Origin of the sequence: Brachybacterium sp. YJGR34 (assembly GCF_003347015.1) — a bacterium.
GTDB lineage: Bacteria > Actinomycetota > Actinomycetes > Actinomycetales > Dermabacteraceae > Brachybacterium.
On sequence record NZ_PNFB01000003.1, the window covers coordinates 181095 to 196219 of the forward strand.

Consider the following 15125-nt stretch of genomic DNA (forward strand, 5'->3'; position numbering starts at 1 on the left):
CGGCGGGGAGGCACCGGCCGCTGTCGGGTCACCGAGCATCGGGCGGGCACCGGCTGCGGGCCCTCACTCTGCCCGGCGATAGTGCAGGTCCAGCGCGCCGTTGCTCATCGGCGTCGCCGCCAGCAGATCGAGAGTCCGCGTCGAGGGCAGCCCGCCCGCGAACAGGGTGGGACCGTGGCCGGCGATCTGGGGATGCAGCAGGATCCGGTACTCGTCGATGAGATCCAGGCGGTCCAGCGCGGTGGCCAGCTGCCCGCTGCCCAGGAGCACCCCGCGCGGCGTGGCCTCCTTGAGCTCCAGCACGGCCGTGCGGAGGTCTCCGGTGAGGTGATGGCTGCCCGTCCACGGGAAGTCCCGGCGCGTGGAGGAGACCACGTACTTGGGCATTTCCTCCAGGGTCAGCGCCCACTCGCGGATCGCCGACGGCGCCTCCACCTCGCCGCGGGCCACGGCCGGCCAGTAGCTCTCCATCATCTCGTAGGTGGTGCGGCCCCAGAGCATGGCGCCGCTCGTCTCCAGCAGGCGCGTGAAGTGCGCGTGCGTCTCCTCGTCGGCGATGCCCTCGGTGTGGTCCACGCAGCCGTCCAGGGTGGTGTTGATGCTGAAGGTCAGGGTGCCCATGCGTCGTTCCTCCTCGCGAGCCCTCGGCGGTGAGGGCCCCGGGGCCGACGCTACTCTGGGCGGGGTCACGACACCACCGACCCTGGACGGCGCCACCCGGCGGCCCCTGATCGCCGCGCGCCTGCGAACAGCACGTCATCGACCGATGCACCGAGAGAGGACCACGATGTCCCGAGCCGCCGACGCCCTCCAGCAGTGGATCGAGGAGGCCGGCGCCCTCGAGCCCGATGAACGGGCCCCGGCCCTGCGCGCCACGGATCTCGCCGGTGGCTTCGCCGTCCTGGTCGGGGAGGATCAGGACCGACTCCTGCAGCTGATGATGACCGTTCGTGGCACGCCGGACTGGGAGCTCTTCATCGCGGCGATCGGCAGCGCGAAGGACACCGGCGCCCTCGAGACGAAGCTGCTCCCGCTCTGGCTCGAGCACGGTGACCAGGTCAGGTGTGCCGGCGACTTCTTCGTCCTCTACGCCCTGATGCGCGGACGCGGCAAGGACGCGGCGCGGGTCGTCGTGCGGCTCCGGAAGTTCTCCGCCTATTCCGGCCTGATCGCGAAGCTCGACACGGTCATCGACGATCTCCCGCTGGATGACGAGCTGCTCACCGTCGCTGCCGAGGCGCTGAGGGCCAGCAGCAACGGCCTGGACGCGACGGTGCTCTGGGGCCTGTCCGCCTATCTCCTGCGCACCGGGCGGCCCCAGGACATGGACGGCGTGGTCGGCGCGTTCGATGCCTTCCTCACCGAGCGCGTCCCGCGCCCGCGGCTCGCCGGACGCCTCTGCGAGATCATCGACACCTACGCCCGCGGTGACGAGGCGACCCGATGGGCCGAGGACTGGAACCCCCGACTGCGCGCCACCCTCGCGCGCCACGGGGACTGAACCGCTCCCTGACCTGCCGCGGTGATGATCCAGCAGCTCACGGCCACGCGTACTCGACCACCACGGGGGCGTGATCGGCCAGGCGCACGCCGCGGAACTCCCGGTCCACCTCGACGCTCTGCGCGCTGCGCGCGAGCCGGGGTGTGGCCAGCTGATGGTCGATCCGCCAGCCGGTGTCCTTCGCGAAGGACTGCCCCAACCACGACCACCACGAGTACGGGCCATCCTCCTCCGGGCGCAGGCTCCGCACCACGTCCACGAGCGTGCGCGGTGAGAGCTGCTGGGCGAACCACTCCCGTTCCTCCGGCAGGAAGCCGTCGGTCTGCTGGTTTCGGCGCCAGTTGGCGAGATCCTGGCGCGTCGGCGCGATGTTCAGGTCTCCCACCAGCAGGAACTCCCGGCCGCGGGCCCGGGCGGCGCGGCGGGTGGCGGTGAGATAGCGGGAGAAGGCGGCCAGGAAGCCCATCTTCCGCCGATACTTCGCCCCGCCGTCGGGTGCCTCCCGCATTCGCTCGGGGCGCTGCAGCTCCGCCGGCAGGCCGCCCTTGGGGAGGTAGAGCGAGGCGATGGTCAGCGGCGCGTCCGCGAGATCGACCTCGAGATAGCGGCCCTCCCGCGCGAAGGGGCCGAGTCCGCGCGCGAGCGGCACCTGATCGGGTGCTTCGACCTCCTCCAGGGCGGGACCGGCGGCGGACGGAGGGCCGACCAGGTCGGCGCGGAGAGCGCCGGGGGCGACCGCCGGACCGCCCACGACCGCCCGGCCGCTCCACGTCCGGACCGCGGCGGGCGGCCGGCGCGTCAGCATCGCGACCCCGTTGCGACCGGGGAGCGAGCCGGGGTCGAGGGCCACGTGGAACGTGCCGAAGGCCGCCTCGGGGAGCTTCGCGACCTGCGCCCGGACCTCCTGCAGCGCGATGACGTCCGCCCCGCGCCCGGCGAGCCAGTCCCCGAAGCCCCTCCGGTGCGCAGCGCGGATCCCGTTGACGTTGGCGGTGACGATGCGGAGCATGCCCTGAGGCTACGGGCCGGATCGGAGCCAGAATGTGCACAGGAAGGCGCTCAGGGCAGGGCTCCTGTGCACATGCTGGCTCCATATCAGGGTGTCGCGGGCGGCGGCCCGGACGAGACAAGCGCCCCAAAATCCGGCAGCGAGACCCTGTGCGAGGCCATCGGCCCCTACTGTGGAGCGCTCTGCGACCGGGTCACGTCCGTGTCCGCCCCATGCCACGACGATGCCGACCGCCCACCATCCTCCCCGGACGATGGAGTGAGGTCCGGAATGCACGGCGAGGCGTCCCCCGTCGAGCTCGACGGGCGGACCATCGCCACATCCTCGGTCGGGATCTCGATCTCCAGAACCTCTCCCATCCTCCACCGCCCGCGCGCTGACGTGGCAGTGCCCTCACGGAACGGACCGCGCCATGCCTCCGGACGCCCCTCCTGAACCTCCCCCGACCGTCGCCCCGGACGGCCCGTCCGCGCGCCGCGCCCGGCGCGCCGCCGAGCGCTTCCCGAGCAGCCCGCACCGTCCCGGCAGCTCGCTGAACGGGGTCCTCTGGACCTCGGTGGCGCTCGTCGTCGCCCTCCTCGCCGTCGCCGCACTTCGACCTGCGCAGCTGAGCGCCGCGGCCGACGCCGCGATGAACTGGGTGACCGCCACGAGCGGATGGTCCCTGCTGCTCATCCCGCTGAGTCTCATCGTCCTGCTGCTGGTGCTGGCCTGCACCCGCTTCGGCACCATCCGCCTCGGCCCCGACGACTCCCGTCCCGAATACCCCACCTACGCCTGGATCGCGATGCTGCTGGGTGCGGTGATGGGCATCGGGCTCATCACCTACGGCGTGGCGGAGCCGGTCTCCCACCTGGTCGATCCGCCCCACGATCTCGCCGAGCCCGGCAGCCAGGACGCGGTGGTGGACGCGCTGCGCTTCACCTTCCTGGACTGGGGTGTGCACGCCTGGGCGGTGTTCGCCACCTTCGGGCTGGCCATCGGCTACTCCACGCACCGGCTGGGCAACAAGGGGCTGGTCTCCCCGATCCTGCGCCCGCTGATCGGACGTCACGCCGACGGCGTCGTCGGCAAGGCGGTCGACGTCCTGGTGATCCTCTCCACGCTGTTCGGCACCACCACCTCGCTGGGCCTGGGCGCCGCCCAGATCAGCCAGGGTCTGAGCCAGATCACCGGAGTCGATCTGACCGCCGTGAGCGTGCAGATCACCGTGATCGCCCTGCTCACCGTGCTGTTCACGGCGTCGGCGATGAGCGGTATCGGGCGCGGCATCCGCTACCTGAGCCAGGCCACCATGGCGATCGCCGCGGCGCTGCTGCTCTTCGTGCTGATCACCGGCCCCACGAGCTGGCTGATCAACGTCTTCCTGCGGTCCCTGGGCGGGTACGCCGGCGGCTTCCTCGAGATCAGCCTCATGCTGCCCACCGATGGTGAGGAGCTGACGTGGATGCGGGGCTGGACCTACTTCATGATGGCCTGGTGGATCTCCTGGGGGGCCTTCGTCGGCATCTTCCTGGCGCGCATCTCCCGCGGCCGGACCATCCGGCAGTTCGTGCTGGTCGTCCTCGGCATCCCGAGCCTGATCTTCTCCGCCTGGTTCACCGTCTTCGGCGGAGCGGCGATGTTCATGGACCTCGAACGGGGCGCCGCCATCGGCGAGGCCGCGGCGAAGGACGTCAACACGGCCTTCTTCGGCCTGCTCGACCAGCTGCCCCTGACGCCGCTGACCTCGGTGGTGGCCGTCGCCCTCGTGGTGCTCTACTTCATCACCGGTGCCGACTCGAACACCTACGTGCTCTCCGTGATCTCCTCCGACGGGCGCATGGCCCCGAGTCGTCGCGTGATGGGGATGTGGGGGCTGCTCACCGGAGCGACCGCCGCCGTGCTGCTCTACGCCGGTGGTCTGGAGGCGCTGCAGACGGCGGTGATGCTCTCGGCGGCTCCGTTCATCTTCGTGATCCTCGCGCTCGCGGTGTGCCTGGTGATGCTGCTGCGCCGCGATCCGCTGATCACGGGGGAGCCCGTGCCGCCGCCCGTGAGGTGACCTCGGCGGCGGCGCTGCGCTCGCACTGAGCACCCGCCGCACACCGAGGGCCCGGCATCGCTGCCGGGCCCTCGGGGGTTCTCGCACAGACGGCGCTTTCTGCCTGCGCTCCTGCCGGCTCATCCTTCGCCAGCACGTCGCACAGACGGCGCTTTCTGCCTGCGCTCCTGCCGGCTCATCCTTCGCCAGCACGTCGCCCAGGCGGTGCTTTCTGCCTGCGCTCCTACCGGCTCATTCTTCGCCAATACGTCGCGCAGGCCGGGCCTCAGCGCGGAGCGGTCACTCGGCGTCGGCCTCGGTGCCCTTGGCGGGGCGCGCGCCGAGCTCGGAGTCCAGGCGGAGCAGGCCGGAGCCGTCCTCGCCGATCATCCGCACGCGGCCGATGATCTCGCTGACCGTGGCCTCCTCCTCGATCTGCTCGTCCACGAACCAGTTGAGCAGGGGGCGGGAGTCGTAGTCGCCCTCCTTGTCCGCGCTGCGGTAGAGCTCGCGGATGGCCTCGGAGACCTTCTGCTCGTGCGCGAGCGCGGCCTCGAAGATCTCCAGCACCGTCAGGCCCGGCGCCACGGCGGGCGCGGTGATGGTCCCGATGGCGGCGTGGTTGTCGCGGTCCGAGACGTGCTGGATGAACTTGTTGGCGTGGACGATCTCCTCGTCCGCCTGGTGGCGCAGCCACGCGGCGATGCCGGGGAGATCCTGCTCGTCGGCCTCGATGGCGAGCTGGCGGTAGGTGAGGGAGGCGGCGAACTCCAGGGTGATCTGCTCCTGGAACTTCTTCTCGAGATCAGTGCTCATCTTCATGCTCTGGACGATAGCCCTGACCAGGTCCCCTGTCATCCGTGGACAGGCTTACCTCAGCGGTGCCGCGACGTCGGCGGGACCGAGAGCGTCCGTCCGGGCAGGAAGGTCCCGGCGACCACGACGTGGCGCGCCGGCGGGGGCGCCCCCGCGCCGGAGCCGCCGTCCGGGCCGGGGGCATCGGCCGCGTGCTCCAGCAGCTCGTCCATGCGGGCCACGGCCCGCTGCGCCACCTCCGCCACCGGCAGCCGCATCGTCGCGAGCCCCAGCAGGTCCAGGCCGTCGCCCATCCCGTCGAAGCCCACGGTGCTGACATCCTCGGGGATTCTCGTACCGCGCGCGGCGGCGGCGCGCAGCAGGTCGAGCGCCACATAGTCCACCGGGCAGACGATGCAGGTCAGACCCTGCTCCCGCGCGGCCTCGAGCGCCCGGACCACGCCGTCCTCGACCGGCAGGAGGTCGATCGGGACCGTGGTGACGCCGAGCTCGGCGCAGCGCTCGACGAGGCTGCGGGTGCGCAGGGCGAAGACGCGGGAGTAGAGCAGGGGAGCGGTGAGCACGGCGATCCGGCGGTGCCCGAGGGCGGCGATCTCGTCGGCCATGGTGCGGCCGTGGGTGCGCTCGTCGTAGCTGACGGACTCGATGCGGGGGTGCTCGTTGGGGCGGCCGACGATCATCATCGGCACGGAGGTGACGGTCTCGACGAGGTCCTCGGCGGCGGTGACGCCGGTGCCGACGAAGACGCCGGCCACCCGCTGCCCCAGCAGCCGGCGCAGCCCGTCGACCTCGGCGGTGCCGTAGTCGTGGCGGAAGGCGGTGACGGAGATCAGGGTGCGGTCGGCGCTCTCCACGGCGCGGTTCATCTCGGCCAGGAGGTGTCCGTAGGCGGGGTTGGTCGCGTCGCGGACGAGCAGGCCGAGCTGCCGCCCGTGCCGCATGGCGAGCCCGCTGGCGACCAGGTTGTGGACGTAGCCCAGCTGCTTGGCGGCCCCGTGGACCTTGATCAGCGCGTCGGGGGAGACCCGCTCGCCATGGTTCTGGAAGACCCGGGAGACGGTCGAGCGCGAGACGCCCGCGGCGCGGGCCACGTCCTCCATCGTCGGCGGTCGTGGCATGGCGGCTCCCCTTCCCCTCGGCGCCGTCCCCGAGCGGCACCCGCGCGGCGGTCGGCACTTTCGGCGCACCCTAGCGCAGCGGCGGGCACCCGGCGGGAGGAACGGGTGACCGGAGGGTGAAGTCCGAGTTCGTCGACGACCGGCCGGGGCCGCCGGACGGCGAACTCTTGCGGTACCCCGGATGAACAGCCGATGGATCGCGCCCCGCGGTGGCGGCGGCAGGGCATGGGGAAGCGGTTGCCGCTTCGCCATGGGAGCGCTCCCACCTGCAGTGACAGGTGCTGTTCACGCGGGATTCACCGCCGCGCACCCCGCACTGGCGTCCCTGGTCAGACGGTATCTACGGTGAGATCCGTCGACGGCGCCGAGGCGGCATCCAGCAGCCCGGTGGCCGGATCGCGGAGATGCTCCGCGCGACGCAGCCGCCACTCTCATCGCGACGGCCCCGCTCCGGGGCCCGTCCTCCGCACAGGAAGCTGGGAGCGCTCCCATGTCCATCGCAGTCCGACCGAACACCCCCGCGGACCCACCGGTCCCGGCCGGGGCCGACGAGCAGGGGGGTGCCATGGCGACGACCGCGACCACGACGCCGGCCCTCGCGCGTCCGCCGCGCCGCAGCTCCCCGCAGCTACGTCGGCGCCGCCGCCGCGACGCGCTGCTGTTCTGCGCGCTGATCGGCCCGAACCTGCTGGCGATCATCGTCTTCTCCTACTATCCGGCGCTCTACAACATCGGGCTGAGCTTCTTCGACTGGGACTTCGTCGCCCCGACCCCCGAGTTCGTGGGACTGGAGAACTACACCGGCTTGTTCACCTCGCCCGCCTTCGGCGAGGTCATGGCCAACACCGTCATCTTCACCCTGGTCAGCGTGCTGGGCTCGATCATCGGCGGCATCCTGCTGGGCAGCCTGCTGGCCTCCAAGCTCCCCCTGACCGGCTTCGCACAGACCATGGCCTTCGCGCCGCACATGCTCCCCGGAGCCGCCGTCGGCATCCTGTGGCTGTTCATGTTCGACCCGAACTACGGTCTCTCGCGCTGGTTCTTCTCCCTCTTCGGCGCCGACTCGCCGGACTGGACCACCACCTCGGACTGGTCGCTGTGGGCGATCACCATCGCCTACACCTGGCAGCGCCTCGGCTTCGTGACCGTCATCTGCTACACCGCGATCCTCGATCTGCCCAAGAGCCTCTACGAGGCCGCGGCCCTCGACGGCGCCCACGGCTGGAAGCTCTTCCGCCACCTCACGCTGCCGCTGCTGAGCCCGATCACGTTCTTCCTCTCGATCACCGGCATCATCTCCGCCGCCCAGGCCTTCGACATCATCTCGATCATGACCGGCGGCGGTCCCGGGCGCTCCTCGAGCACGCTGAGCTGGATGGTCTACGACGAGGCCTTCCAGAAGTTCGACATCGGCACCGCCTCGGCCGCCGCGACCGTCCTGCTGGTCCTGCTGCTGGTCCTCACCTTCGTGCAGGTCCGGATCGGCGAGAAGAAGGTGAACTACGACTCATGAGCACCGCGACCCTCGAGACCGACCAGGTCACCGGCACTCCCGTCCCGCAGAACCGGGGCCGCCGGCGCGGACCCCGCCGCCCGCTGTGGCTCACCGGCCTGATGTTCGCCGGCGTCCTCGGCGTCATCGCCGTCTTCCTGGTGCCGCTGTACTGGCTCTTCTCCTCCGCGCTCAAGCCCCAGGACCAGATCTACACCTGGCCGCTGCAGTGGATCCCCGGGCAGCTGACGCTCGACAACTTCCTCGAGGCCTGGAACTCCGCGCCCTTCGACCGCTTCTTCCTCAACTCGATCATCACGACCGCGGTGGGGACCTTCCTGGAGCTGACGCTCGCGATCCTGTGCGCCTATGCGTTCGTGTTCGTCGAGTTCCGCTTCAAGAAGATCGCCTTCGTCCTGATCATCGCCTCGCTCATGCTGCCCGGCCACGTGACCCTGATCGTCAACTACATCACCGTGGCGAACCTGGGCTGGCTGAACTCCTACCAGGGCATCATCCTGCCCGGCATCGCGAGCGCCTTCGCGATGTTCCTCCTGTACCAGTACATGCGGACGATCGACAAGGACATCCTGCAGGCCGCGGAGATCGACGGCGCGGGCCATCTGCGACGGATGCTCGCCATCGTGGTCCCGCTGTCCAGCCCGATGATCCTCACCGCGACCCTCATCGTCATGGTCAGCAAGTGGAACGAGTACGTCTGGCCCCTGATCGTCACCAGCACCGCGGACATGCGCACCCTCCCCATCGGTCTGCTCTTCCTGCGCAGCCAGGAGGGCTACTCGAACTGGGGCGTGATCATGGCCGGCGCCGTGTTCGTCTCCCTGCCGATGCTGATCCTCTTCTTCCTCGCCCAGAAGCGCATCATCGGCGGCCTCGCCGCCGGCGCCCTGAAGTGAGGCCGGCGGCCCCCGCGCCGCCTGGTCGGTCCCGCGCCCGAGCGTCGGACCGCCCCACCGCCCGGGCCGTGACCCGGGCGGGCCCCGGGTCCCCTCCCGGGGCGCACCACCCGCCGGACCCCGCCTGAGAACGCACCGGACCCTCCCGATCCGGACCCACCCAAGGAGCGATGCACATGTCCCGCAGTCCCCTCGACCTCTCCCGCCGCGGCCTGCTGACGGCGCTGGGCCTCGGCGCCGGCGCCGCCTCCCTCGCCGCCTGCGGCGCCCCGAGCGGGGGCGGCGACAGCGCCGAGAGCAACATCCGCGACGGCTTCTCCCAGGCCGACCTCACGGTGCCCTCGGAGTACGAAGGCCGCACCCCGATCCTGTTCTGGGCGCCCTTCACGGGCACCAACTACGAGGTGCTCTCCCAGCTGTTCGCCGAGTTCAACGAGTCGCAGGACGAGATCGTCGCGATCGCCGAGTCCGTGGGCAGCTACGCGGACCTCAACCAGAAGTTCACCGCCGCCCTGCAGGCCCGCACGGTGCCCGACATCGTCTGCTTCCCCGAGATGCAGTGGCTGCAGTTCTACCAGTCCGATGCGCTGGCCCCGCTGGACGGCTACTTCGACGACGAGTGGAACACGGACATCTTCATCCAGAACTTCGTCCCCGAGGGCAAGGCGGCCGGGGAGACCTTCGTGGTGCCCTTCGCCCGCTCGACCCCGCTGTTCTACTTCAACAAGACCCGCTACATCGAGGCCGGCCTGCCCGAGGAGGGTCCCGAGACCTGGGAGGATCTCGCCGAGTTCGCCCCCGAGCTCGCGAAGATCCAGGTCGAGGGACGTCCGCTGTCCGCGCTCGCGCTGGGAGCCGACGACGCCTGGCACGCGCAGGCGGACATCTGGGGCTTCGGCGGCGCGAACTCCACCCAGGACTTCGAGGTCACCATCAACGAGGCCCCGGGCGTCGAGTGGCTCGAGTGGCAGCGGGCATTCCTCAACGACGACGGCTTCGGCTACATGGCGAAGGCCGCCGGCACCGACTTCACCGCGGGGCTCACCGCGGGAATGCGCGGCTCCACCGCGGGGCTGACCGGCACCACCGAGGCCGCGGATTTCGAGGTGGGCACCGCCTTCATGCTCTCCAAGGAGGGCGAGGAGAAGGCTGTCCCCACGGGCGGCTCGGGGCTGTCGATCGTGCGCAACGACTCGCAGGACCGCCAGGACGCCTGCGCGGAGCTGTTCCGCTTCCTTGCCGGGCCCGAGCAGTCCGCCACCTGGCACATCGGCACCGGGTACGTGCCGATCGTCCAGGCCGCGGCCGATACCCAGCGGGTCACGGAGAACGTCGCCGCGGACCCGAACTACGGGGTGGCCATCGACCAGCTCGCCAACGCGCGCACCGCGGACTACACCAACTGGTCCCAGGGCGCCGTCACCGAGATCAGCGCCTCGCAGGCCCAGGTGTACGGCGACGACGCGGACCCCCAGAGCGTGCTCGACGCCCTCGCCCCGACGCTCCAGGAGTACCTGGACGACAACCGCGAGGACTACGAGGCCATCGGCTTCGAGGGCTGGAGCTGATCCGAGCCGCACCGCGCCCGCGCCCGTTCCCGGGGGCGGGTGCACGTCGGCCCCGGGCATGATGGACGCCCGGGGCCGACGCGCCGCCGCGGACCCCGCGGCGGTTCGGGGCCCGTCGGGCCCGCACTGAACGAGGAGAACGAGAGCATGACTTCCCAGCTGCCCACTCTGGTGGGGCATCGCGGCGCCGCCGCGATCGCGCCCGAGAACACCATCGCGTCCTTCCGGCGGGGTGTCGCCGAGGGGGTCCGGTGGCTCGAGTGCGATGTGCACCTCAGCGCCGACGGCGCCGATGTGATCCTGCACGACGCCACCATCGATCGCACCGCGCAGGAGGACTCCCCGCTGCGCACCGGTGCGGTCGCAGACCTCACCCGCGCCCAGCTGGACCGGGTCCTGGTGGGCGCGGACCAGCACATCCCCACGCTCGCCCAGGTGCTCGAGGCCTCCGTGCGCGAGGACGGCACCCGCGTCCCCCTGCTGGTGGAGATCAAGGCGCCTGCCGCCGCGGACCTCGTGGTCGAGATCCTGCTGGAGCAGCTGGGCGCGGAGGCGTTCGCGGACGAGGTGGACCGGCCGGCCCCGGCGGTCATCCTGTCCTTCCACGAGGAGCCCCTGCGCCGCGCGGCGGAGCTCGCCCCGCAGATCCCGCGGATGCGCACCACCACGGCGACCAGCCCGGAGTGGTGGGAGTCCTGCCGCGAGCTGCAGCTCGCCCACGTGGGGGTGCGGATCGCCGACGCCCGGCAGGCCGACGTCGAGCGGGCGGCCGAGCTCGGCGCCGCGCTGAACCTGTGGACCGCCCGCTCCGAGGAGGAGCTCGAGCGCGCCCTCGAGCTCGGATGCGACACGATCACCGTGGACGATCCCGCCTGGGCCGCCGAGCTGATGGCCGCCCGCGTCCGCGCCTGATCCCGCGCCGGTCCTCCCGGTCCGCCCCGCCCCGTCCCGTCCCGACCCAGGAGAGTCATGACCTCGTCGTCCACCCCGATCCCGCCCCGCCGCCCCGCGATCGTCGGCCATCGCGGGGCCGCCGCGCACGTCGCCGAGAACACCATGGCGTCCTTCCGCCGTGCGCTCGCCGATGGCGCGCAGCTGCTCGAGTGCGATGTGCATCTGAGCGCCGACGGGCAGGTGGTGATCATGCACGACGAGACCATCGACCGCACCGCGGCGGCGGACTCCCCGCTGCGCAGCGGGGCGATCGGCGCGCTCACCCGCGCCGAGCTGGACCGGGTGCGGCTGGCCGAGGGGGAGGGGGTCCCGTCCCTGGACGAGCTGCTGGCGGCGACCACCGTCCCGGTGTTCATCGAGGTCAAGGTCGCCCGGGCGGCGGCCGCGGTCGCCGCGGCGCTGCGCGCGCTGCCCGCGGACGCGCCCGCCGCCGCGTCCACGGTCATCTCCTTCCATGCCGAGGCCCTCGCGGAGATCCGCCGCGACGCGGAGACCGCGGTGTCCTACCTGGTCGGGACGGTCGACGAGCAGGCGATCGAGACGGCGGTCGCGCTCGGGGCCCGCGGCCTCGGCCCCGCCATCGGCGGCCTGAGCCTGCGGGGCGCGGAGGCCGTGCACGCCGCCGGCCTGGAGCTGAATCCCTGGACCGTGAACCGGCCCGAGCAGCTCGAGGTCGCCCTGGCCTGCGGGGCGGACACGATCACGACCGACGATCCCGGCTGGGTGCGCCGCGAGCTGGACGCCCGGGGGCTCTGAGCGTCCCGACGCGGACCATCGGCGTGTCAAGGGTCGTTGACTTTGCATGTCAAGAACCCTTGACCGTCATGTCAAGGACTCTGTACATTCTGGGGTGTGGACGCGAGGGGTTCCGGGCCGGCCGACCGGCTCGGGAGGCCCTCCGGACCGCAGTGACCACCGCCTCCCGCCTCAGGAGACATCATGTCCACCTCCGCCCGCACCCGCGCCAACCGCGCCTTCGCCCTCCGCTTCGCCGTCGGCATGGTCCTCTACGGGGCCGCCCTCGCCCTCGCCGGGGTCGCCGAGGGCCTCGGCGTCGCCGCCTGGCTCCCCGCCCTGCTGGTCCTCCCGGCTGTCGGCCTGATGGCCTGGGCGAACATCGAGATGTACCGCAGCGGTGACGAGTTCCAGCGACGCAAGATCGCCGAGGCGGTCCTGCTCGCCTTCGTCATCGCGACCCCGCTGATCCTCGCCGTCGGCGTACTGCAGTTCTTCGGTCTGCCGGCGCTGAACTGGATCTTCGCGTTCTCCCTGCTGATGGTCTCCTGGATCCTCGGCACCGTCGTCGCCGCCGCGCGCTACCGCTGAGGAGCCCGTCATGCGCAACGACATCAAGGCACGCCGTGCCGAGCTGCGCTGGTCGCAGGCCGAGCTCGGCGCCGCGCTCGGCGTCTCGCGGCAGACCGTCATCGCCATCGAGAACGACCGGTACGACCCCTCCCTCCCGCTCGCCTTCCGGATCGCCCGGCAGTTCGGCGTCCCGATCGAGGAGATCTTCACCCCCGAGGGCGAGGAGCTCGCCGGGGAGGGGTGACGTGCCGACGGCCCGGGGCGGCGCCCGCCGTCCCGGGTCGGCCGCATGTGGCCTGCATCGCTTCTGCGCACCCTGCATGTTCACTCACTGAACAGGCCGTTCCGCGATCAGCAGGGCCCGCGTACTGTGGGCGGCGCTCTGACCTCCGACCGCCGGGGCCCCGGACTCCGTGGGCCGCCGGGCCCGTGAAAGGACTGCGATGCTCGACTCGACTCTCCAGGACACCTACGACCACGTTCTTCGCCGCAACCCCGGCGAACCCGAGTTCCACCAGGCCGTCCGGGAGGTCTTCGAGTCCCTCGAGGTCATCCAGAACCGTCACCCCGAGTACCAGGACCACAGCATCCTCATGCGGCTCTCCGAGCCGGAGCGCCAGATCATCTTCCGGGTCCCCTGGGTGGATGACAAGGGTGTCGTGCAGGTCAACCGCGGCTTCCGCGTCGAGTACAACTCCGCGCTGGGCCCCTACAAGGGCGGCCTGCGGTTCCACCCCTCGGTGAACCTCGGCATCGTGAAGTTCCTCGGCTTCGAGCAGATCTTCAAGAACTCGCTGACCGGCCTGCCCATCGGCGGCGGCAAGGGCGGCTCCGACTTCGATCCGCGCGGTCGCAGCGACGGCGAGGTCATGCGCTTCTGCCAGTCCTTCATGACCGAGCTGCACCGCCACATGGGCGAGTACACGGACGTCCCCGCCGGCGACATCGGCGTGGGTGCCCGCGAGATCGGCTACCTCTTCGGCACCTACAAGCGCCTGACCAACCGCTACGAGGCCGGCGTGCTGACCGGCAAGGGCCTGGACTGGGGCGGCTCGCTCGTGCGCAAGGAGGCCACCGGCTACGGCGCGGCCATCTTCGCCGCCGAGATGCTGGAAGCCCGCGACGCCTCCTTCGAGGGCCGCCGCGTGGGCGTCTCCGGCTCCGGCAACGTCGCGATCTACGCGATCGAGAAGGCCCGCCAGCTGGGCGGCCTCCCCGTGACCGCCTCGGACTCCTCCGGCTACGTGGTCGACGAGAAGGGCATCGACCTCGAGCTGCTGCAGCAGATCAAGGAGGTCGAGCGCGGCCGCATCGCCGAGTACGCGGAGCGGCGCGGCGACTCGGCGCGCTTCGTGGCCGGGGGGAGCGTCTGGGACGTCCCCATGGACATCGCCCTGCCCAGCGCCACCCAGAACGAGCTCGATGCGGACTCCGCGCGCACGCTGGTCAAGAACGGCGTGCTCGCCGTCTCCGAGGGTGCGAACATGCCCTGCACCCCGGATGCCGTGACCGTGTTCCGCGAGGCCGGCATCGCCTTCGGCCCGGGCAAGGCCGCGAACGCCGGCGGCGTGGCGACCTCCGCGCTCGAGATGCAGCAGAACGCGAGCCGCGACGCGTGGAGCTTCGCGCACACCGAGGAGCGTCTGACGCAGATCATGAAGAACATCCACGCCACCTGCCTGGAGACCGCCGAGGAGGTGGGTCGCCCCGGCGACTACGTGGTGGGCGCGAACGTGGCCGGCTTCCGCAAGGTCGCCGACGCGATGATCGCCTTCGGCGTCATCTGAGCCCCGCCGCACCCTCGTAGCGCCTCCGCGGCGCACCCGTGGCGCCCCCGCTCCGCACCCTCCGAGAAAGGTGCGATTCCGACCCGGATCAGTCCCGATCCTGGGTCGGGATCGCACCTTTCTCGCGTCCGGGCGGTGCGGTGGGCGCGCGGCCGGCTCGGCGCAGCACGCCGGGATGCCGAGTGAGCCGCGGGGCGAGGGCGATCGCGAAGGCGCTCAGGCCCGTCCAGGGGCGCAGGTGCGGGCGGATCGTGAGCACTCGGCCGTCCGCGTCGGTCTCGAGCAGCATCGCGTCGTGCAGCTCCGCGCCGAGCACGCGGGCACGGCCGAGGACCGTGTGCATCCGCCCGTCCCGGTAGTGCTCCTCCCAGCGCAGGTCGCGCAGGATCTCGTAGACCGCTCCGAACAGGATGCCCAGGTCCTCGGGCTCGCGGAAGACCGCGCCGCCGACCAGTGGTGAGCTCAGCGAGGCGCCCGGTGCGAGCGTCCCGAGCAGGGCGGGGACGTCGGCATGGACCGTGGCGCGCAGGTAGGTCTCGACGGGGTCGTCCATGCCCGGGACGCTACGGCAGCGCGGGGGAGACTCGCCAGGGTTCGGCGGGCGCCCCGGCCGCCCATGCTGCGTGACCCAC

15 protein-coding genes are annotated in these 15125 nt (G+C 71.5%); 10 read left to right on the forward strand and 5 right to left on the reverse strand.

What is annotated here, in order from left to right:
* Window positions 1-63: 63 nt before the first annotated feature.
* A complete protein-coding gene (locus CXH06_RS04735; RefSeq protein ID WP_114853999.1) occupies window positions 64-621 on the reverse strand; it encodes a dihydrofolate reductase family protein in 558 nt (185 codons plus the stop codon).
* Window positions 622-787: 166 nt separating this feature from the next.
* Here CXH06_RS04735 and CXH06_RS04740 point away from each other — a divergent pair, with 166 nt between their 5' ends.
* Window positions 788-1501 (forward strand): hypothetical protein, encoded by a 714-nt coding sequence (locus CXH06_RS04740; RefSeq protein ID WP_114854000.1) that lies wholly within the window; start codon window positions 788-790, stop codon window positions 1499-1501.
* Between the two features lie 37 nt (window positions 1502-1538).
* Here CXH06_RS04740 and CXH06_RS04745 read toward each other — a convergent pair whose 3' ends face one another.
* Window positions 1539-2510 carry an exodeoxyribonuclease III gene (locus tag CXH06_RS04745; RefSeq protein ID WP_114854001.1) on the reverse strand — a complete coding sequence of 324 codons (972 nt, stop codon included), beginning with the start codon at window positions 2508-2510 and terminating at the stop codon, window positions 1539-1541.
* Window positions 2511-2922: 412 nt separating this feature from the next.
* Between CXH06_RS04745 and CXH06_RS04755 the strand changes: the two genes are divergently transcribed.
* The gene (locus CXH06_RS04755) at window positions 2923-4554 is read left to right on the forward strand and encodes a BCCT family transporter (RefSeq protein ID WP_114854003.1); all 1632 of its coding nucleotides are present in this window, start codon (window positions 2923-2925) and stop codon (window positions 4552-4554) included.
* 279 nt (window positions 4555-4833) lie between these two features.
* Here the strand turns inward: CXH06_RS04755 and CXH06_RS04760 are convergent, their stop codons facing one another.
* Window positions 4834-5355 (reverse strand): ferritin, encoded by a 522-nt coding sequence (locus CXH06_RS04760; protein ID WP_114854004.1) that lies wholly within the window; start codon window positions 5353-5355, stop codon window positions 4834-4836.
* A 53-nt stretch (window positions 5356-5408) separates the two neighbouring features.
* On the reverse strand, window positions 5409-6467 hold the full coding sequence (locus CXH06_RS04765) for a LacI family DNA-binding transcriptional regulator (protein WP_114854005.1): 1059 nt from the start codon (window positions 6465-6467) through the stop codon (window positions 5409-5411).
* A gap of 490 nt (window positions 6468-6957) precedes the next feature.
* On the opposite strand from CXH06_RS04765, the gene CXH06_RS04770 reads away from it, so the two are divergent.
* From CXH06_RS04770 to gdhA, 8 genes are all read left to right on the forward strand, one after another.
* On the forward strand, window positions 6958-7980 hold the full coding sequence (locus CXH06_RS04770; protein ID WP_114854006.1) for a carbohydrate ABC transporter permease: 1023 nt from the start codon (window positions 6958-6960) through the stop codon (window positions 7978-7980).
* Window positions 7977-8876, forward strand: a complete 900-nt coding sequence (locus CXH06_RS04775; RefSeq protein ID WP_114854007.1) for a carbohydrate ABC transporter permease — start codon at window positions 7977-7979, stop codon at window positions 8874-8876. The genes CXH06_RS04770 and CXH06_RS04775 overlap by 4 nt, the downstream gene beginning before the upstream one ends.
* 176 nt (window positions 8877-9052) lie before the next feature.
* Window positions 9053-10444, forward strand: coding sequence for an ABC transporter substrate-binding protein (locus CXH06_RS04780; protein ID WP_114854008.1), 1392 nt, complete (start codon window positions 9053-9055; stop codon window positions 10442-10444).
* A gap of 147 nt (window positions 10445-10591) precedes the next feature.
* Window positions 10592-11356: a glycerophosphodiester phosphodiesterase family protein gene (locus CXH06_RS04785; protein WP_114854009.1), complete on the forward strand. Its 765-nt coding sequence runs from the start codon at window positions 10592-10594 to the stop codon at window positions 11354-11356.
* A 57-nt stretch (window positions 11357-11413) separates the two neighbouring features.
* Window positions 11414-12154: a glycerophosphodiester phosphodiesterase family protein gene (locus CXH06_RS04790; RefSeq protein ID WP_114854010.1), complete on the forward strand. Its 741-nt coding sequence runs from the start codon at window positions 11414-11416 to the stop codon at window positions 12152-12154.
* Window positions 12155-12337: 183 nt separating this feature from the next.
* Window positions 12338-12724 carry a hypothetical protein gene (locus tag CXH06_RS04795; RefSeq protein WP_114854011.1) on the forward strand — a complete coding sequence of 129 codons (387 nt, stop codon included), beginning with the start codon at window positions 12338-12340 and terminating at the stop codon, window positions 12722-12724.
* Window positions 12725-12734: 10 nt separating this feature from the next.
* Window positions 12735-12950, forward strand: a complete 216-nt coding sequence (locus CXH06_RS04800) for a helix-turn-helix transcriptional regulator (RefSeq protein ID WP_114854012.1) — start codon at window positions 12735-12737, stop codon at window positions 12948-12950.
* A gap of 199 nt (window positions 12951-13149) precedes the next feature.
* The gene (gdhA, locus tag CXH06_RS04805; RefSeq protein ID WP_114854013.1) at window positions 13150-14493 is read left to right on the forward strand and encodes an NADP-specific glutamate dehydrogenase; all 1344 of its coding nucleotides are present in this window, start codon (window positions 13150-13152) and stop codon (window positions 14491-14493) included.
* 88 nt (window positions 14494-14581) lie between these two features.
* On the opposite strand, the gene CXH06_RS04810 is transcribed toward gdhA, so the two are convergent.
* Window positions 14582-15046, reverse strand: a complete 465-nt coding sequence (locus CXH06_RS04810) for a nuclear transport factor 2 family protein (RefSeq protein WP_114854014.1) — start codon at window positions 15044-15046, stop codon at window positions 14582-14584.
* Window positions 15047-15125 lie beyond the last annotated feature (79 nt).